Origin of the sequence: Marinicauda sp. Alg238-R41 (genome assembly GCF_947331485.1) — a bacterium.
Lineage (GTDB): Bacteria > Pseudomonadota > Alphaproteobacteria > Caulobacterales > Maricaulaceae > Marinicauda > Marinicauda pacifica.
Genome location: NZ_CAMZOJ010000001.1, coordinates 1,363,222 through 1,381,490, shown reverse-complemented (window position 1 = coordinate 1,381,490; position 18,269 = coordinate 1,363,222). Strand labels below are relative to the sequence as shown.

20 protein-coding genes are annotated in these 18,269 nt (G+C 64.6%); 12 read left to right on the top strand and 8 right to left on the bottom strand.

Annotation, left to right across the window (positions count from 1 at the left end; genetic code table 11):
• Nucleotides 1–16 precede the first annotated feature (16 nt).
• Together PGP17_RS06555 and PGP17_RS06550 are read left to right on the top strand one after the other, a co-directional pair.
• Nucleotides 17–1,003, top strand: coding sequence for a calcium/sodium antiporter (locus PGP17_RS06555; protein ID WP_270374691.1), 987 nt, complete (start codon nt 17–19; stop codon nt 1,001–1,003).
• 12 nt (nt 1,004–1,015) lie between these two features.
• Entirely contained in the window at nt 1,016–1,390 is a 375-nt protein-coding gene (locus PGP17_RS06550; RefSeq protein ID WP_270374690.1) for a 6-pyruvoyl trahydropterin synthase family protein, read from the top strand.
• 48 nt (nt 1,391–1,438) lie between these two features.
• Here the strand turns inward: PGP17_RS06550 and PGP17_RS06545 are convergent, their stop codons facing one another.
• A complete protein-coding gene (locus PGP17_RS06545) occupies nt 1,439–2,215 on the bottom strand; it encodes an SDR family oxidoreductase (RefSeq protein WP_135943163.1) in 777 nt (258 codons plus the stop codon).
• Between the two features lie 91 nt (nt 2,216–2,306).
• On the opposite strand from PGP17_RS06545, the gene folB reads away from it, so the two are divergent.
• The 4 genes from folB to PGP17_RS06525 all read left to right on the top strand — a co-directional run bounded on the left by folB (nt 2,307) and on the right by PGP17_RS06525 (nt 6,918).
• Nucleotides 2,307–2,717, top strand: a complete 411-nt coding sequence (gene folB / locus PGP17_RS06540; RefSeq protein ID WP_135943162.1) for a dihydroneopterin aldolase — start codon at nt 2,307–2,309, stop codon at nt 2,715–2,717.
• 106 nt (nt 2,718–2,823) lie between these two features.
• A complete protein-coding gene (gene uvrC / locus PGP17_RS06535) occupies nt 2,824–4,737 on the top strand; it encodes an excinuclease ABC subunit UvrC (protein WP_270374689.1) in 1,914 nt (637 codons plus the stop codon).
• A 132-nt stretch (nt 4,738–4,869) separates the two neighbouring features.
• Entirely contained in the window at nt 4,870–6,225 is a 1,356-nt protein-coding gene (locus tag PGP17_RS06530; protein WP_270374688.1) for a globin-coupled sensor protein, read from the top strand.
• Between the two features lie 84 nt (nt 6,226–6,309).
• On the top strand, nt 6,310–6,918 hold the full coding sequence (locus tag PGP17_RS06525; protein WP_135943159.1) for a CDP-alcohol phosphatidyltransferase family protein: 609 nt from the start codon (nt 6,310–6,312) through the stop codon (nt 6,916–6,918).
• An 11-nt stretch (nt 6,919–6,929) separates the two neighbouring features.
• Here the strand turns inward: PGP17_RS06525 and PGP17_RS06520 are convergent, their stop codons facing one another.
• A complete protein-coding gene (locus tag PGP17_RS06520) occupies nt 6,930–7,742 on the bottom strand; it encodes a M23 family metallopeptidase (protein ID WP_270374687.1) in 813 nt (270 codons plus the stop codon).
• Nucleotides 7,742–7,984: a DUF2093 domain-containing protein gene (locus tag PGP17_RS06515; RefSeq protein WP_135943157.1), complete on the bottom strand. Its 243-nt coding sequence runs from the start codon at nt 7,982–7,984 to the stop codon at nt 7,742–7,744. The genes PGP17_RS06520 and PGP17_RS06515 overlap by 1 nt, the downstream gene beginning before the upstream one ends.
• Nucleotides 7,985–8,156: 172 nt before the next feature.
• Here PGP17_RS06515 and PGP17_RS06510 point away from each other — a divergent pair, with 172 nt between their 5' ends.
• Nucleotides 8,157–8,963, top strand: a complete 807-nt coding sequence (locus PGP17_RS06510) for a M15 family metallopeptidase (protein ID WP_270374686.1) — start codon at nt 8,157–8,159, stop codon at nt 8,961–8,963.
• Here the strand turns inward: PGP17_RS06510 and xseA are convergent.
• Nucleotides 8,960–10,396 carry an exodeoxyribonuclease VII large subunit gene (gene xseA, locus PGP17_RS06505; protein ID WP_270374685.1) on the bottom strand — a complete coding sequence of 479 codons (1,437 nt, stop codon included), beginning with the start codon at nt 10,394–10,396 and terminating at the stop codon, nt 8,960–8,962. The genes PGP17_RS06510 and xseA overlap by 4 nt on opposite strands.
• 185 nt (nt 10,397–10,581) lie before the next feature.
• Here xseA and purD point away from each other — a divergent pair, with 185 nt between their 5' ends.
• Nucleotides 10,582–11,865, top strand: coding sequence for a phosphoribosylamine--glycine ligase (purD, locus tag PGP17_RS06500; protein ID WP_270374684.1), 1,284 nt, complete (start codon nt 10,582–10,584; stop codon nt 11,863–11,865).
• 12 nt (nt 11,866–11,877) lie between these two features.
• Here purD and PGP17_RS06495 read toward each other — a convergent pair whose 3' ends face one another.
• Nucleotides 11,878–12,807, bottom strand: coding sequence for a M20/M25/M40 family metallo-hydrolase (locus PGP17_RS06495; RefSeq protein WP_270374683.1), 930 nt, complete (start codon nt 12,805–12,807; stop codon nt 11,878–11,880).
• A gap of 101 nt (nt 12,808–12,908) precedes the next feature.
• Between PGP17_RS06495 and PGP17_RS06490 the strand changes: the two genes are divergently transcribed.
• Nucleotides 12,909–13,145: a BolA family protein gene (locus tag PGP17_RS06490; protein WP_135943152.1), complete on the top strand. Its 237-nt coding sequence runs from the start codon at nt 12,909–12,911 to the stop codon at nt 13,143–13,145.
• 65 nt (nt 13,146–13,210) lie between these two features.
• Nucleotides 13,211–13,555, top strand: coding sequence for a Grx4 family monothiol glutaredoxin (grxD, locus tag PGP17_RS06485; protein ID WP_270374682.1), 345 nt, complete (start codon nt 13,211–13,213; stop codon nt 13,553–13,555).
• Nucleotides 13,556–13,616: 61 nt separating this feature from the next.
• Here grxD and PGP17_RS06480 read toward each other — a convergent pair whose 3' ends face one another.
• Nucleotides 13,617–13,997, bottom strand: coding sequence for a hypothetical protein (locus PGP17_RS06480; RefSeq protein ID WP_270374681.1), 381 nt, complete (start codon nt 13,995–13,997; stop codon nt 13,617–13,619).
• A gap of 132 nt (nt 13,998–14,129) precedes the next feature.
• Nucleotides 14,130–14,747, bottom strand: coding sequence for a 30S ribosomal protein S4 (rpsD, locus tag PGP17_RS06475; protein WP_135943149.1), 618 nt, complete (start codon nt 14,745–14,747; stop codon nt 14,130–14,132).
• Between the two features lie 270 nt (nt 14,748–15,017).
• Between rpsD and PGP17_RS06470 the strand changes: the two genes are divergently transcribed.
• Entirely contained in the window at nt 15,018–16,145 is a 1,128-nt protein-coding gene (locus PGP17_RS06470; protein ID WP_135943148.1) for a serine hydrolase domain-containing protein, read from the top strand.
• Here PGP17_RS06470 and PGP17_RS06465 read toward each other — a convergent pair.
• Nucleotides 16,142–16,891: an RNA methyltransferase gene (locus tag PGP17_RS06465; protein ID WP_270374680.1), complete on the bottom strand. Its 750-nt coding sequence runs from the start codon at nt 16,889–16,891 to the stop codon at nt 16,142–16,144. The genes PGP17_RS06470 and PGP17_RS06465 overlap by 4 nt on opposite strands.
• Nucleotides 16,892–16,997: 106 nt before the next feature.
• On the opposite strand from PGP17_RS06465, the gene PGP17_RS06460 reads away from it, so the two are divergent.
• Nucleotides 16,998–18,221, top strand: coding sequence for an NADP-dependent isocitrate dehydrogenase (locus tag PGP17_RS06460; RefSeq protein WP_135943146.1), 1,224 nt, complete (start codon nt 16,998–17,000; stop codon nt 18,219–18,221).
• Nucleotides 18,222–18,269: the final 48 nt, after the last annotated feature.

Genomic DNA, 18,269 nt, shown 5'->3' with positions numbered 1-18,269 from the left:
CAGTCAAGGGCCAGCCATGACGCTTGCCGTCGACATCATTCTTGTCATCTCCGGGATCGCCGTTCTGCTTCTGGGCGGCGATTTTCTTGTGCGCGGCGCTGTGGCGTTGGCCAACCGGGCCGGGATCTCGCCGCTTATCGTCGGCCTGACCGTCGTGGCCTTCGGGACGAGCGCGCCGGAAATGGTGGTGAGTGCGGCTGCGGCGATCTCGAACGCGCCGGGCCTGGCCGTCGGCAATATCGTCGGCTCCAATATCGCCAATATCTTTCTGGTGCTCGGCCTGCCGGCAATCTTGATGCCAATGGCGACGCGCGCGCCCGGCGTCGGCCGCAATGCGCTGATTGCGCTGGCCGCCTCTGTATTGTTCATTGCGTTGTCCTGGGACCGGATGCTGGACCTGACCGACGGTCTGATCCTTGGCGCCCTCATCATCGTGTACGTGATCTACCTGGCCATAGGCGCAGCGCGCGCCAAAGACGATCCGGTCATCGCCGAGCTGACCGAAGCGGCGACGGTTGGCGACGTCCCGGTCTCGACGGGGCGCATGCTGTTCTTCCTTCTGGTCGGTATCGTGGCCCTGCCGATCGGTGCAAACCTGATCGTGGAAGGCGCGAGCGACATCGCCGCGCTGCTGGGCGTGTCCGACGCGATCATCGGCCTCACCATCATCGCCTTCGGCACATCGCTGCCCGAGCTGGCGACCGCCGCGGTCGCCGCGATGAAGCGCCATAGCGAAGTTGCCATCGGCAATGTGATCGGCTCGAACATCTTCAACATCTTTGCGGTGGGCGGCATTACCGGCATCTCGGCCGGCCTGATCCGCGGCGGCGCGCCGATCGCACAGGAATTCTTCGTGCTCGATTTCTGGGTCATGCTGGCCGCGGCGGTGATCGCTGCGGTCCTGGTCCTGACCCGCCGGCCCATCGCTCGTGTGACAGGCGCGGTTCTCTTTCTGGGCTATTGCGGCTATATCGCCGCGCTTGCATATACAAGCCTCAGCTAGCCCCGATCTGTCATGTCCAACCTGCGCCTGGAAATTTCGAAGGACTTCGCCTTCGACGCCGCTCACTATTTCGAGCACAAGGAGAAGGATCATCCCTTCTCGCGTCTGCACGGCCATTCCTTCCAGGGTACTGTGACGCTGTCCGGCTCGCCGGCCGAAGATAGCGGCATGGTCAAGGACTTCTGGGAAATCGACTCGGAAATCAAGGCACTGCGCGACCAGCTCGACCATCGCCTCCTCAACGAGGTCGAGGGTCTTGAGCATCCCTCGCTGGAAGCTGTCGCGCTCTGGGTATTCGAACGCCTTGATGCCGTCCTGCCCGGCCTCGTCAGCGTCGAGATCCGCCGCCCGAGCTGCGGTGAGAAGGCTGTGATCCGGCGCGGGTAGCGTGCTCAGGTCGGGTTGCGCATCGGCGAAAGTCTGCCACCCGGCCCGCTACAACGCCCCGAACACGTCCCGGGTGAGGCGGGGGTCGAAATGCTGGCCGCCGTCGACAGCAAGGATCTGGCCGGAAACGCTGGGGGTCGCGAGGAAGTAGCGCAGCGTGCGCACCATGTCCTCGAGACGCGGCCCGCACCGCAGCGGGTTGTCGTCGTGCAAACGGTCGAATTCGTCTTCATCGTGATAGGGGCTGGGTAGTGTCAGGCCCGGCGCGACGGCGTTGACGCGCACAGCCGGGGCAAACTCGCGTGCCAGCATCTCGGTCATCGTCTTCAGCGCGGCTTTCGACAGCGTGTAGCTGAAATAGTCGGCATTGATGTTGAACAGCTTGTAGTCGAGCACGTTCAGGATCATCGCACTCCCGCCAGTGTCTGCGGCCTGCGCGGCGAAATCGCGCGACAGGAGCGCAGGGGCGAGCGTGTTCACCTCCATGTGACGGCGAAAACTCTCCGGGGTCAGGTTTGACGGGCTGTCATCCTCGAAGATGGAGGCGGAGTTGACGAGCACTTCGAGCGGCCCGATCTCCTGGCGTGCGCGCTCCACCAGCGCGCCTGCGGCAGCCGGGTCGGACAGGTCCGCGCCCAGCGCGATGGCCCGGCCTCCGCGGGACTCGGCCTCGCGAGCGGCGGCTTCGGCCTCCTCACCCGAGGTATTGAAATGGATGACAACCGGATACCCGTCTTCAACCAGAGCATCGACGAAGGCCCGGCCCATCCGCCTGGCCCCGCCGGTGACCAGCGCGGCGCCTTTGGCTGGCATCGTGTTTGTCATTGTGACATGTCCTTTCATCGCAGCTCGGCCATACCCGGACGGGTCTATCGCGCTTATACCTCTCAAAGCGCCGTCATCCAGAGGACATGGCATGAAAGTCGACGCCTTGCATTCCATCCCGGCCGAGGCCACCGAGACGGCAGCCGGACAACGGCTGAGCGTGCGCGTGGAAGGCCTGCGTCTCGATGCGCAGGTGGGCGTGTATGCGAGCGAACACGGTCGGACCCAGCCCCTGGAGATCAGCCTGCAGGCCGAGGTCGAAGAAGCGTCGGCCGCACCCGGGTCCGACCTGACCCAGGCGGTCAACTACGCCGCGATGGCCGAGACCGTGCGCCAGGTTGTGGCCGCGCGCCATCACGAGCTGCTCGAAGACCTCGCCCAGACCCTCACCGACACGCTGTTCCAGGATGTTCGCGTCAAGCGCCTGCGCCTGACCATCGACAAGCCGGACGCACTCGACGACGCACGCAGCGTCGGCGTCACCTACGAGCGCTGGCGCTAGAAGACACTCTCATCCTGGCGCCAACCGCCCGAGCATAGGCCGCCGGTTTCAGCTTGCTGCATCCCTCAAGCTGACGTCTGGCGCGCGAGCCCCTATCTTCTGCGTCATGGCCAAAGCCGACCGCCCCGATTCCGCTCCGACCGACATGAATGACGCCCCGGACCCGTCCGGCGCCGTGCGTGACGATGCCCGCTCCGGGCCGGAGGTCATTGCCGACTACGTCAAGCGCCTGCCCGCCAAGCCGGGCGTCTATCGCATGTATGACGAGGCCGGCGAGGTGCTCTATGTCGGCAAGGCGCGCAAGCTGAAGAACCGGGTGTCGAACTACGCCAAGTCCGGCGGGCACACCAATCGCATCGCGCTGATGATCTCGCTGACGCGCTCCATGGAGTTCGTGGTCACGGCCACGGAAACCGAGGCGCTTCTGCTCGAAGCCAATCTCATCAAGCGATTGAAGCCGCGCTTCAATATCATCCTGCGCGACGACAAATCCTTCCCATACATCCTGATCCGGACCGATCACGAGGCGCCGCAGCTGCTCAAGCATCGCGGATCGCGCAAGGCCAAGGGCCAGTATTTCGGTCCGTTTGCAAGCGCAGGTGCGGTCAACGACACGCTCAACACGCTGCAGAAAGCCTTCCTCCTGCGCACCTGTACCGACAGCGTGTATGAAGGACGTACCCGGCCCTGCATGCTCTATCAGATCAAGCGCTGCGCGGGGCCGTGCGTGGATCTGGTCGAGCCGCACCGTTACGCGGAACTGGTGGACGAGGCGACGCAATTCCTTCGCGGCAAGTCGAACCTGCTCCGGGAACACCTGCAGGCCGAGATGGAGGACGCGTCACAAGAGCTCGACTTCGAGCGCGCTGCACGCCTGCGTGACCGCATTCGCGCCATTTCGGCGGTGACGACCCAGCAGGGCATCAACCCTGAAGGGCTCGAGGAAGCCGATGTCATCGCCCTGCACCAGGAGGGGGGACGCACCTGTGTGCAGGTCTTTTTCTTCCGCGCCGGTCAGAATTGGGGCAACCGCGCCTTCTATCCCAGGCACGAATCCGAAAGCGGGCCAGAGGACGTGCTGGCCGCCTTTATCGCCCAGTTCTATGACGACAAACCCGCCCCCCGCCTCCTGCTGACCTCGCACGTGCCGGACCAGGGCGAACTCCTGGCCGAGGCCTTGACCTTGCGGGCCGAACACGCCGTCGAAATCCGGAGCCCGCAGCGCGGCAGCAAGAAGGCGCTGGTCGAGCAGGCTGTTTCCAACGCTCGCGAGGCGCTGGGCCGCAAGCTCGCAGAGACAAGGTCCCAGGCCCAGCTTCTGGACGGGGTGCAGAAGGTCTTCGGCCTGCCGCGCCGGCCCGAGCGTATCGAGGTCTACGACAACTCCCACATTCAGGGGAGCAACGCGCTGGGCGCCATGATCGTCGCCGGACCGGAGGGGTTTGAAAAGACGAGCTATCGCCGCTTCAACATGAAAGGCGATGATGCAGCGACGAACGACGATTTCGCGATGATGAAAGCGATGCTGCGCCGGCGGCTCGGCCGCCTGGCCCGCGAACGCAGCGAAGGCGCACCGGTGCCCGACCTGATGCTGATCGACGGGGGCAAGGGTCAGCTATCGGCGGTGCTGGAGGTGATGGAAGAGACCGGGACGAACGATATTGCCGTGGCCGGGGTCGCGAAAGGTCCCGACCGGCATGCGGGCCGCGAAGACTTCTACCTGCCCGGCAAAGCGCCCTTTCGCCTGCCCGCCAATGATCCGGTGCTCTACTACCTGCAGCGCCTGCGCGACGAGGCGCACCGCTTTGCCATCACCGGCCACCGCGCGAAACGCACCAAGCAGATCCGGGAGAACCCGCTGGACGATATCGCCGGTGTGGGAGCGAGCCGCAAGAGCGCGCTACTCAAGCATTTCGGGTCGGCCAAGGCCATCTCGCGCGCCAATCTGGCCGACCTGGAAGGCGTCGACGGTGTCTCCAAGGCGCTCGCGCGAAAAATCTACGATCATTTCCACGAGTGAGCCTCTGACATACAATTTATGTCTATTTTTCAGTAATTTAATGCAATCCTAGAAACATCATGATTATGGGTTGTTTAAGCTTTTCCCGTCACCTCTCGACCGGAGTTTTCCCCATTAAAAAGGATGGCCGTCATGGGCGATCTCGCGCTTGCGCAACGTTTTGACTTCCTCGACTTCGATGACGACGCTCGCGCCATTCTGCGCACCATCAAGCCGATCGTGGAGCGTGCACTCCCGGCCGTTCTTGACGAGTTCTATGAGCATATTGCCAGATATCCTGAAGTCGATGCGCTGTTCGCCACTCCCGAGATCCGCGCTCACGCCAAGTCCGCGCAGTTTCGCCACTGGCTGATGATCTGCGATGCGCAGTACGGCGACGACTACATGAAATCGGTTCAGCGCATCGGCGAAACCCATGCGCGGCTCGGCCTGGCCCCGGCCTGGTATTTCGGTGGCTATTCCAAGATCACCTGCGGCATATTCCGCGCACTCGTGCGTCATGCAAAGTCGGGCCAGGGTGGTCTCCTGCGCCGGGGCAACGGGTTCGACCTCGAGTTCGCCCTGCAAAGCATCAACCGTGCGGCTTTGCTCGACATGGACCTGTGCATGTCGACCATTGATGCGGCGGCCGTTCGCAAGAAGCAGGCGGAGCGGGACGCGCTTGCCGAGCGGTTCGAGCAATCCGTGTCTGAAGTCGTCGCGTCGGTCGCGGCTGCATCGGAAGAACTCGCGCAGACCGCCCGGGCCATGAACCAGACGGCAGGACGTACGACCGAGCACAGCACCTCCGTGGCCGCAGCCGCAGAGGAAGCCACGGTCACGGCGCGCAGCGTGGCTGAAGCCACCAGCGAGCTGACCAAGGCCATCGCCGAGATCAGCCAGAATTCGAGCAAGGCGGCCGAGACCTCCGGCCTGGCCACCAGCGAGGCCAGACGAACCGGCGAAACCATGGCCGAGCTCTCCGGCGCGGCCGAGAAGATCGGCGAGATCGTGAGCCTGATCGAGCAGGTCGCCGAACAGACGAACCTGCTGGCGCTGAACGCGACGATCGAAGCGGCCCGGGCCGGTGACGCAGGCAAGGGCTTTGCCGTCGTCGCCAGCGAGGTCAAATCGCTCGCGTCTCAGACCGCACGCGCCACCGAGGACATCTCCGCTCAGATCGCAAACGTCCAGAACGTCGTGGCCAGCGCTGTCAAAGCCATCTCGTCGGTGACCGATGCCATCGAAAACGTGACCTCGATCTCGACCTCGATCTCCGCCGCCGTCGAACAGCAGAGCGCGGCGACCGCGGAAATCAGCCGGAACACCGATCAGACCGCGAGCAGCACGGAGTCGGTTTCCGCCACGATCCAGGAAGTCCGCATTGGCGCAGAAGAGACCCGCCGGTCCTCCGATTCAGTGGTTTCTGCCGCTGAAGAGGTCGGACGTCAGGCAGAATCCCTGCGCGGCGACGTGGGTCATTTCCTTCAGCACATCCGTGCGTCTTGAGCGCGAACAACGCTTTATCGTGACCCGGTCCTAAGGTAGCACTGACCGCGCCGGCAACCGGCCGGCGCGGATCAGCGGTTCGTCATGACCCCCTCGTCTACATCTGGCTGGCTGAAGGCCCTGCCCAACCTCATCACGGTCTCGCGCTGCATCATCGGAGTGCTTGGGGCCTGGCTGCTGGTCAAAGCGTCACAGTCGACCATGGAATCGCAGGCAGTTGTGCTCGCGGTATCGTCCGGCGCGCTATTCGTGATTTCAGCGCTTTCCGATTTCATCGATGGATGGCTGGCCCGGGCGATCGGCGCCGTCAGCGCGCTCGGCGCCCTGCTTGACCCTATCGCAGACAAGGTCCTGGTCGGCAGCTATCTGATCGCCTTCGTGCTGATCAGCCGGTTTGATCCGTTTCTGACGCCAGCCGTCGTCATCATTGTGGGCCGGGACGTGCTGGTCACGGCCCTGCGGCTTTCCCGCCTGAACAGCCGTGAAGTACCGCTGCCGGTCACCGACGAGGCCAAGTTCAAGACGGGCCTGCACATGGTGCTGATCGCGCTGCCCTTTCTGCTCGTCCTGACGGGACTGCGCGATGTCGAAGGCTGGTTCTACTACTGGGTCGGCGGCGTATGGCTGGCAGCCTTGCTGAGCGCATGGACAGCCATGCCCTATCTGCGCAAGGCCTTCAGCGGGCACCGCTAGTCGACGGCAGATCAGTCGGCCAGCTCGGTCGGATCGAGTTCCAGGGTCAGTGCCGGGTCGATGTAGCGATTGTGCCATTTGATCCGCCAGTCCAGATGCGCGCCGGTGGAGCGGCCACCGGATCCGACCGCGCCGATCACGTCTCCGGCCTCGACCATATCGCCCGCCTCCACCGAGACTTCGGAGAGATGCAGGAAGCCGGAGGTGAAGCCCTGACCGTGATCGATGAAAATCAGCCCGCCTTCATAATACATGTCGCCATCGGCAAGGGTGACCAGGCCGGGGGCCGGCGCGTGGACGTCTGTCCCTTCGCCCGCGGCAACATCGAGGCCGTAATGCGGACGCCGGGGCTCGCCGTTGAAGATGCGCTGTGAGCCGTACACGCCCGTGATCGGGCCGTCGGCCGGCATCACGAAACCGTCGAGAAAACCGCTGCCCTGCCAGCGCGACGTATAGGCCTGCGCCTTGCGGGCGCCTTCACTGCGGATGCGCGCGAGGGTCTCTTCAGGCGGCGTCACATATTCCTGCGGTACGCCATCGATGCGCTGGATCTCGTATTCGCGCTGGGTCACGTCCACGCTCTGGCTGTAGTCCAGCCCGGCTGCCGAGACGCGAAGCTCGGTCTGCTCCGGTGCATCGCGGTCATGCCCCAGAATGACGTAGCCGGCCTCGTCTGCGGTTACGGTGATGTCGCCGAGCGACACCCCGGCGCCGGGAAGCGTGCGGCAGATCAGCGTTGCGCCCTGGATGTGCTCGCCGACACAGTCGATGGGCGATTGCGACGCCGCCGGTTGAACGAGAAGCGCGAGGCCGAGTGCGAGCATCACTGGGACTCTCCCTCCTTCACGCCGGGTCCGGTGTGGATTTCCATCCAGCGCTGCGTCGCGGTCGGCCCGTCCTGATAGGCTTCCTGAAGCTCGGCGCTCCAGTAGCGCAGATCGTTGAGCGGTATTTTCGAGCCCGTTACCGCGCAGACCACATACGCGCCGGGCGACAGGATGAGATAATCGGCATCCCCGTATTCCAGCTTGGCCTCACCGGTAAATTCACGGTCGAAATGGTTCATCGCTTCATCTCGCTATTCAGTGTCCACACAGAAAACTAGCACAGGCGGGACGAGGGTTGCAGTCCGTTTGCAGGCTGGCTTCGCGCGTCTGTCACCCGAGATCTTATCCCCGCCATGGTAACCCGGCTTGATGCTTTCAGTCCTGTTCAACCAGCCAGGACGCTGCTGTCTCATGGCCTATCTCGACTCCCCCTTGAGCCAGGTTCGTGCCATCGCCTCGGCGCGCTCACAGCTGAGAGTGCGCACCCGGCCTGCGCTCGACGCTCCGATTGTGGGCAGGCTGGCTCCCGGGCAGATGGTGGAGATACTCGGCGCGGTCGAAGGCGAGAGCGTGCAAGACCAGAAGGGCTGGTCCGTGCTGCAAGCGGACGCCGTGTGCTGGTCGGGCGGACTGAGGCAAGCCCAGCCGCTGCAGGACGGCCATTTCGCGCTGGCTCCGGTCCGCGTGCGGCGCCGGCCCGATGGTACGATCAGGCCGATGAGCCCGCGCGAATGCGAGACGCTCTTCGGCCGGATCGAATACCGGTCGCAGCCGGATGGCAGCGTGACGATCCTGAACGGGTTCGAGAGCCGGCTGGACGTGCTGCGTCCGCCCCTTCTGCCTCGCCCGCCTTACGGCGCGACCGCCATCAGCGTTCATCCTCTCGCCCGGCCGGCCTTCGAACGGGTTTTCTATCGCCTGCACAAGTCGGGGCTCGATGCCGGGATCCTGACATTCGACGGCGCGTATATGGCGCGCCACAAAGGTTGGGACACGCGCCGGGCGCTCAGCACCCATGCCTATGGCATCGCGATCGATCTGAATGCCGCCTTCAACCGATATGGCCAGCCTCCGGCGCTCGCCGGGGAGACGGGAAGCCTGGAGCGCATTCTGCCGGTCTTCGCCGACGAAGGCTTTGCGTGGGGCGGACATTTTTCCGCACCCTGGCAGGACGGAATGCATTTCGAGCTCGCCTGCCACCCAAGAGAACCGTTCTAGAACAAGTTGCCCTGTTCGGGGGGCGGCTTCTTTGCCGTCTTCTTTCGCGCCGGCTTTGCCGCTGGTGCAGCAAAGGGCCGGGCCGGGTCGTCCGAGATCACGGCGCGCCGCGTTGCGTCATCGGCAAATGTCAGCATCAGCGCTTGGCCTTCGCCAAGGCTGGACCCCGCCCGGACCACGCCGCCCGCTTCATCGCGCACCAGCGCAAAACCGCGCGCCAGCACGTTCTTGTAGGAAAGCGAATCCAGGCGAGCGCCCAGGCTGGCGACTTCGCGCGTGTGCTGGCGCAGCTGGCGCCCATAGGCCGGTTGCAGGCGGCTCGACACCTCGGTCATCCGGCGCCGGGCCTGGTTGATATCGCGCTGCAGCGCGGCGGGGCGCAAGCCGGCCGCGAGTGTCTCGAGCCTGCCGCGTTTGCGTTCCACCCCTGTTTTCAATGCGGTATCAAAACGCTGGCTGACGAAGTCGTGGCGCTGGCGCTTGTCGAAGAGCAGGTTCTCGGCCCGCGGCATGGCGCGCACAAGGGCGCCGAGGTCCGAGCGTTTGCGGTCGACCGAGCGCCGCAACGCGCCGGAGAGACGACTGCCTGCAAGATCAACACGTTCGATGAGTTCGCGCCGTACCGGGACTGCGATTTCGGCTGCCCCGGTTGGCGTCGGCGCGCGCCGGTCGGAGGCAAAATCGATGAGCGTGGTATCGGTTTCGTGGCCCACGGCGGAGATGAGGGGGATGTCAGATCCCGCCGCCGCACGCACCACGCTCTCCTCATTAAAGCACCATAAATCCTCTATCGAGCCACCACCACGTGCGACGATCAGGACATCAGGCCTGTGCACGGGGCCGTTATCCGGCAGCGAATTGAAGCCCTGGATCGCTTCGACGATCTGGGCGGCCGCCCGGTCGCCCTGGACCAGGACCGGCCAGAGGAGGACGTGGACCGGGAAGCGGTCCTCGAGCCGGTGGAGGATGTCGCGGATCACCGCACCGGTCGGCGAGGTGATCACCCCGATCGTGCGCGGAAGGAAAGGCAGAGCGCGTTTGCGCTCCGGGTCGAAGAGGCCCTCGGCGGCGAGCTTCTTCTTGCGCTCTTCCAGCAGCGCCATGAGCGCGCCGGCGCCGGCCGGTTCCATCCGGTCGATGATGATCTGGTATTTCGAGCGGCCGGGAAAGGTGGACAGCCGGCCCTCGGCGATGACCTCCAGCCCTTCTTCCGGGCGGAAGGCGAGCTGGGCGGCCATGCCCTTCCAGACCACGCCGTCGATGACGGCCTGCTCGTCCTTCAGGTCGAGATAGACATGGCCGGACTTGGCGACGGTGACGCGGCCGAGCTCGCCGCGCACGCGCACGTGACCGTAGGAGTCTTCCACCGTTTTCTTGAGCGCGCGCGCCAGCTCGCTGACGGTGAATTCTGGTGCGTTGGTAGCGGTGGCCATCTAAAAAGCGGACTCATCTCGTTTCTGCTTTGCCATGGGTAACCCAAGCCGCCTGTGCGGCGCCAGAGGCGGGCCTGCGCATTTGAGGGCTGGATTGAACCGCCGGATTTGGGCTAGGCCACCTCCCGACACTTGCGAGCGGCGCGAAGACTGGCGGCGCAGGACCGGAACGAGGCATTTGGCCCATGAATATTCTCATCATCGGATCGGGCGGGCGCGAGCATGCCCTGGCCTGGAAGATCGCGCAGAGCCCGCTGGTCGACACCGTCTGGTCTGCGCCGGGCAGCGTGGCGATGGATCAGATCGGGCCCTGCTTCGATGTCGCTGCCGACGACATTGACGGTCTTCAGGCGCTGGCCCTGCAGCTGGAACCCGACCTGATCGTGATCGGCCCCGAAGCCCCGCTGGCGCTGGGTCTGGCCGACCTGCTGCGCGCTCGCGGCTTCGATGTGTTCGGTCCGTCCAAGGACGCGGCGCAACTGGAAGCCTCCAAGGGCTTTGCCAAGGACATGATGGCGCGCTTCGGCGTGCCGACCGCCGCCTACGGGGCCTTCACCGACCTGGCCAAGGCACGCGCCTTCCTGGACACGATGAACGCGCCCTACGTGCTGAAAGCCGACGGCCTGGCCGCGGGCAAGGGCGTGGTCATCGCCCAGACGCGCGAAGAGGCCGAATCCGAGCTGTCGGAAATGTTGTCGGGCAAGTTCGGGGACGCCTCGGCTTCGGTCGTCATCGAGGAGTTCATGGAGGGCGAGGAGGCCAGCGTCTTTGTGCTGACCGACGGGACCAATGCGCTGACCCTGCCGGCCGTGCAGGATCACAAGCGGGTCGGCGAAGGCGATACCGGGCCGAATACCGGCGGCATGGGGGCCTACGCCCCGGCCCCGCTGATGACCCCTGAATTGATGGCAACCGTCGATGAGCAGATCACCCGCCCGATGCTGGACGGGATGCGCGACGCGGACATGGCCTATTCCGGTGTGCTCTATATCGGCATCATGGTCACCGCGCAGGGGCCGAAAGTCGTCGAGTTCAATTGCCGCTTCGGCGACCCGGAATGCCAGGCCCTGATGGTGCAGACCGAAGCGGACATCGTGCCGGCCCTGCTGTCCTGCGCCACTGGCGGCATGCCGGCCCGGGACTTTGCCCGGCTCCTGCCCCAGGATGACCGCCCTGCCCCCACCGTGACGGTGGTGATGGCGAGCGAGGGCTATCCCGGCAGCTATGAGAAGCACACCGTGATCAAGGGTCTCAAGGAGGCCGGCGAGGTCGACGGCGTGACCATCTTCCACGCCGGGACCGGCGTGAACGATGCCGGCGACGTGGTCGCGACGGGCGGACGGGTGCTGAACGTCACCGCCACCGGGGCAACACTGCAAGAGGCCGTGGACCGGGCGTATGCCGCGGTGGACCGTATCGACTGGCCGCAAGGCTTCTGCCGCCGCGATATCGCCTGGCGCGCCCTCTAACGCTGTCGTGCGCTACTCGGCCGCGCTTGCTCCATCGGATGCGGCGCGCGGTTCGGCGGCGGCAATCGCTTCCAGCTCGGTATCGATCTTTTCTGCCAACAGGATCGCGGTCTCGACCGCGTTCACGAAGAAGTCGCGGGTCAGGTTTTCGAACGTGTCGGTCGGCTGGTGATAATGGGGGTGGTCTTCCACGCTGAGCAGCAGGAAGGGGATTCCCGCTTCGAAGAAGGGACCGGAATCGGTGCGCAGCGTCCAGTCGTCGCCGCCGGTATCCTCCGGCGTGTCGTAACCGCGTGACAGGGTGACCGGGGCGGAGGCGCCAATGTCTTCGATCATCGGCACGAGCACCGGGAAGTGATAGCTGCCGACCGCGTAGAGCTCGTTCTGTTCGTTATACCCGATCATGTCGAGGTTGAGGTTGAAGGCGATTTCGCCGAGCGCTTCGGGCGGGTTGGCCACGAAATGCTCCGCGCCCTTCAGCCCGACCTCCTCGGCATCGAACGCCACGAAGACGACATCGTGCTCGGGCGGGTTCTCGACGAAGTGCTCGGCGATCGCGAGCATGCCGGCTACGCCGGAGGCGTTATCGTCCGCGCCGTTATAGATCTCGTCGCGGCGCACCCCGACGTGATCGTAATGGGCGGTGACAACGATGGCCTGGTCCGATCCGCTCTCGCACAGGCAGGCAATGATGTTGGTGCCGGTCCGCGGCTCGTTGCTGCGCGACATGTAGCCGAAGGGATATTCGAAGCTCGCGCCGACGGGCGTGAGGCCGATCTCCTCGAACCGGGACATGATGTAGGCGCGTGCGCGTTCGCTGCCTGGCGTGCCGGCGGCGCGCCCTGCCATGTCGTCACCGGCGAGAACGCGAACATCCTCCAGCGGCTCGGTGTTGACGGCAACCAGAAGGGCGAGCACAGGCAGGGTGGCAAGCAGCGGCATGAGACGATCTCCGACAGAGTTCAGCAACGATGAAGGCTGCGGGTTTCCACTGCCTGCCGGTCTCTTATATTCAGGTTAGCGAGAAATGGGAGTATGCGCACATGCCGATGGCCGCGGACGATATCGCAAAGTTGATCCGGGACGGCATCCCCGATGCCGAGGTCGAGATTGTCGACCTTGCTGGAGACGGCGACCACTACAAGGCGATCATTACGGCGGAGAGCTTTCGCGGCATGCCCCGCGTGAAACAACACCAGGCCGTGTACGCGGCCCTGGGCGGGCGAATGGGCGGAGAGTTGCACGCGCTCGCCCTGGAAACCCGCACTCCTGCAGGCTGATCGCTTGACCGCCTGCCCCGCTCTTCCTAGCTAGAAGACTTGATATTCTTCCGGAGGCTTCTGCCATGACCGACCAGGCCGTACTCGACGAAATCAAGGATGCCGTCACCAAGAATGACGTGGTCCTGTTCATGAAGGGCACGCCGACCTTTCCCCAGTGCGGGTTTTCCTCGGTCACCAGCCGGGTGCTCGACCATCTCGGCGTGAACTACGTGGCGGTCAATGTGCTGGAAGACCAGGCGGTGCGTGAAGGCATCAAGGTCTTTTCCGACTGGCCGACCATCCCGCAGCTCTACGTGAAGGGCGAATTCGTCGGCGGCTGCGACATCATCAAGGAGATGTTCGAGACCGGCGAGCTGCGCACCTACATGGCGGACAAGGGCGTGCTGGAAACCGGCAGCGCGGCGTAGACACGCCCCGCCATTTTCTGCTTTTCAAGAAAAGCCCCGGTCGATTGGCCGGGGCTTTTGTCTATCGTCCGATCGGGTTGGCCAGCCGGATGTCCGCGCTCTGCGGCACGCCCAGCTCGGCGCGGGTCCACTCAAGCGTGACCCCTTGGGAGAGAATCGCCTCGCAGCGGTCCGGCTCGCGGCGGACCAGCTCGACCTCGGCGGTCCAGCTTTGCGGCGCCATGAAGATGTCGATATCGAAGCTGTCCTTGGTCGTGCAGCCATTCGAGTGGGCCTGAACGATCAGCGTGTCCTGCTCCACCCGCCAGCCCAGAACCGAGTCCAGGCGCCGTTGAGGCTCCGCGATACGCGACGGCTCGAGCTCAGGGCCCGGCTGGCATCCGGCGGCGAGGAGTGCGAGCACGAGTGCATGCCCTCCGGTGGCCAAAGCAATAGCGTTCATCTGAACCTCGCGACCCGCGAATGGGTGTCTGCACTCTAGCCGCAAACCTGCAACGCGGTCAGCCCGAAACGCAAACGCCCGCCCCGGAATATCCGGAGCGGGCGCCTGGTCGTCTCGAACGGGTCGTGAAATCTACGAGGAGTAGAATTCGACCACGAGGTTGGGTTCCATCTGCACCGGATACGGCACATCGGAGAATTCGGGGATGCGGGTGAAGGTGGCCGTCATCGCCTTCACGTCGACTTCGACATAGTCGGGGAAGTCGCGTTCGCCGCTCTGCAGCGCTTCGAGGACGAGGGCCATGTTGCGCGACTTTTCGCGCACTTCCACGACATCGCCCGGCTTCACGCGGTAGGACGGGATGTTCACGCGCTGGCCGTTCACCTTCACGTGCCCGTGGTTCACGAACTGACGTGCGGCGAAGACGGTCGGGACGAATTTCGCGCGGTAGACCACGGCGTCCAGACGGCTTTCCAGAAGACCGATGAGGTTCTCGGCCGTGTTGCCCTTGCGGCGATCGGCCTCGTCATAGATCGAGTGGAACTGCTTCTCGGTGATCGAGCCGTAATAGCCTTTCAGCTTCTGCTTGGCGCGCAGCTGAAGGCCGAAATCGGAGATCTTCGCCTTGCGGCGCTGACCGTGCTGGCCCGGACCGTAGGGACGCGAGTTGATCGGGGATTTGGCGCGGCCCCAGATATTCTCGCCCATACGGCGATCGATTTTGTGTTTCTGCGAATGACGCTTCGACATGTTTTTCCTGTTTCGACGCGGCCCGGCAGAGCGCCCTCTTCGCTCCGCAATAAAAACGGCGGTTCACGCGTCGCCCGTGAGTGTTGGACGAATTGGCAGCTTCATGCTGGCCGAGGGAAGCGCGGGTTATGTTAGATGGCCGGGGCTAAGTCAACTGGCCGCAGCGGTTCGCGGGCCGACGGGCGCCCAACTTGCCCGCTTACAATTATTTGACCTGTGTACCGGCGCGGACTTCCATACGGTCCTAGCCTTTGCAAGAGGAAACCGGCCATGCGTCGTCTTCGTCCACTCGTCCTGTTTGCTGCCCTTGTGCTGGCACCCGGCATGGTGTCTGCCCAGTCCGAACCCGACCCTCGTGCTCTGCAGCCCGCGATCGATCAGCTGTACGCCGAGCAGACTGCCCCCGGCGTCTCTGCGGCGGTGATCGGCCCGCATGACGATGACGCGGTGAGAGCCTGGGCCGGAAAGATGGCCCGAGATGCGGGCCCGGTCGGGCCGCAAACGCGCTATCTGGCAGGCAGTCTGGGCAAGACCGTCACCGGTTTGATCGCCGCCCAGCTCGTTCACGAAGGCCGGCTCGACCTCGATGCGCCGATCACGGCCTGGCTTGCCGACCGGCCCTGGATCGAGGCGCTCGAGCATGGCGACGCGATCACCATGCGCCATCTGCTGACGCACACTGCCGGCGTGCCGGACTATCTGGAGGATTGGCGCTTCCATCTGGCCCTCCGCCTGCGGCGTGAGCACAGCTTCACGCCGGACGAGTTGATCGGCTTCGTGGCATCGCACACCCCGGCCGGCGAACCCGGGGCAGCGTTTTCCTATTCCGACACCCATTTCATCATCGCCGGCCTGGTCCTGGAGGCTGTGACGGGATCAGCCTATGGCGAACTGGTCCGCGACCGGGTCATCGTCCCGCTGGGCCTGTCCGAAACCGAGGTTCTGGCCGGGCGGCACTACGAGAATCTGGCGACCGGATATGACCGGGCGCTGTTCGGCGGAAAGACCGCAACCCTGCGCGGCGACGCCCTCATCCGCGATTTTTCCTATGAGGGCGCGGCCGGCGGGCTGGTGACCAGCCCGGCCGATCTGGCGCGCCTTTTCCTCGCTCTGGGTTCTGAGACATTCGCCCCCTATCGTGCCATCATGATCGACGAGGCCTGGACGCTGGATGCCGAGCGCGGCACCGGCTACGGGCTTGGCGTCTATGTGACCCGAAACGAGGACGGTACGTACCGGCTGTTCCACGGCGGCGATTTTGCCGGCTACCGCTCGGCGGCGCTGTATGACAGCCGCAGCGCGCTGGCCTTGGCCGTTCAGGCCAATGCCAAATCGTTCGAAGCTCCGGACGCGGTGTTTACCCTGATGGATACGTTGACCGGCAATCCCGGCCCCTAATCCTCCCGCACGACGCGGTGCTTGCCGCGTCCGAGTGTCAGGGCCTTGATCGCGCCGCGGAAGGTGCGCACTTCCTGGATTGTCAGCCCGCCGCGCGCGAAGATGTTGCGCAGGTTCTGGATCATCAGCGGCGTTTTCTCCGGCGGGAAGAAGAAGCCGGCCCGCTCCAGCTCCTCCTCGAAATGGCGGTACATGCGGTCAAGCTCGTCCTGACTGGCCGGGTCCTCCAGCGGGCGGAACTCGGCCGGCGGCGGATCGGCGGCGCGCCATTCGTGCGCGACGATGCCGACCGCCATGGCGAGATTCAGGCTGGCAAATCCCGGCTCCACCGGCAGGGTGAGGATGGCGTTCGAGCGCGTGACCGCCTCGTTGGGCAGGCCCGCGCGCTCGCCGCCGAAGAGCACGCCCACGCGCGTGCCCGCCTGGACATGACCGCGCGTCTCGGCCATCGCCTCGCGCCCGGTCAGCACCGGCTTGAGCATATCGCGCGGGCGCGCCGTCGTGGCATAGAGTACGGAGAGGTCGGCCACCGCCTCGTCGAGCGAGTCGAACACCTGCGCGGCGTCCATCACCGGAGAGCCGACGGCCATCGTGATCGCCGTCTCGTTCGGCCAGCCGTCGCGAGGCGCCACGATGCGCAGTTCGGGCAGCGCGAAATTGCCCATCACCCGGGCAGCCGCGCCGATATTCTCACCCATTTGCGGGCGGTGAAGGATGAAGACGGGGTGTTTGGAACCCTCTTTCATAGCTGCTCTTTCACTTCCAAGGATCGGGTGCTAGATCACGCCCCAACACGACTCCCCCCTTTAGCGCGCGTTTGGGTGCGCGCCTCAAGACGGAAAGCGCATAAACATGGCCAAGATCAAAGTCGACAATCCGGTGGTCGAGCTCGACGGCGACGAGATGACCCGCATCATCTGGGATCTGATCAAAGAAAAGCTGATCCTGCCGTATCTCGACATCGACCTGAAATACTACGACCTCTCGATCCAGAAGCGCGACGAGACCGACGACCAGATCACCGTCGAGGCCGCCGAGGCCATCAAGCATTACGGCGTCGGCGTGAAATGCGCCACGATCACGCCGGACGAGCAGCGCGTCGAAGAGTTCGGCCTGAAGAAGATGTGGCGCTCGCCCAACGGCACGATCCGCAACATTCTCGGCGGCGTCGTCTTCCGCGAGCCGATCGTGATCCAGAACATTCCGCGCCTGGTTCCCGGCTGGACCAAGCCGATCGTCATCGGCCGCCACGCCTTCGGCGACCAGTACCGCGCGACCGACATGAAGATCCCCGGCCCCGGCAAGCTGACGATGACCTACACGCCGAGCGATGGCGGCGAGCCGGTGACCCGCGAGGTCTATGACTTCCCGTCCGCCGGCGTTGCCATGGGCATGTATAATCTCGACGACTCCATCCGCGACTTCGCGCGCGCGTCGCTGCGCTATGGCCTCGATCGCGGCTGGCCCGTCTACCTGTCGACCAAGAACACGATCATGAAGGCCTATGACGGCCGCTTCAAAGACATCTTCCAGGAAGTCTACGAGGACGAGTTCAAGGCCGACTTCGAGAAGAAGAAGATCACCTACGAGCACCGCCTGATCGACGACATGGTCGCGGCGGCGATGAAATGGTCCGGCGGCTTTGTCTGGGCCTGCAAGAACTATGACGGCGACGTGCAGTCCGACACCGTGGCCCAGGGCTTCGGCTCGCTCGGGCTGATGACCTCGGTGCTGATGACGCCGGACGGCAAGACGGTCGAAGCCGAGGCGGCGCACGGCACCGTGACGCGCCACTACCGCCAGCACCAGAAAGGCGAGAAGACGTCGACCAACTCCATCGCGTCGATCTTCGCCTGGACGCGCGGCCTGAAATATCGCGGCACGATGGACGGCAACGAGAAGGTCGTGGCCTTCGCCGAAAAGCTGGAAAAATCGGTCGTGCGCACCGTGGAAAACGGCTTCATGACGAAGGACCTGGCCCTGCTGGTCGGCGATCAGCAAGGCTGGCTGACCACCGAGGGCTTCCTCGACAAGGTGGGCGAGCGCTTCGCCGACGAGATGAAAGACGTCGTCTAGGCCTTAGCGCCTGACGGGACGAGGTCAAAGGCCGGGCAGCCATGCCCG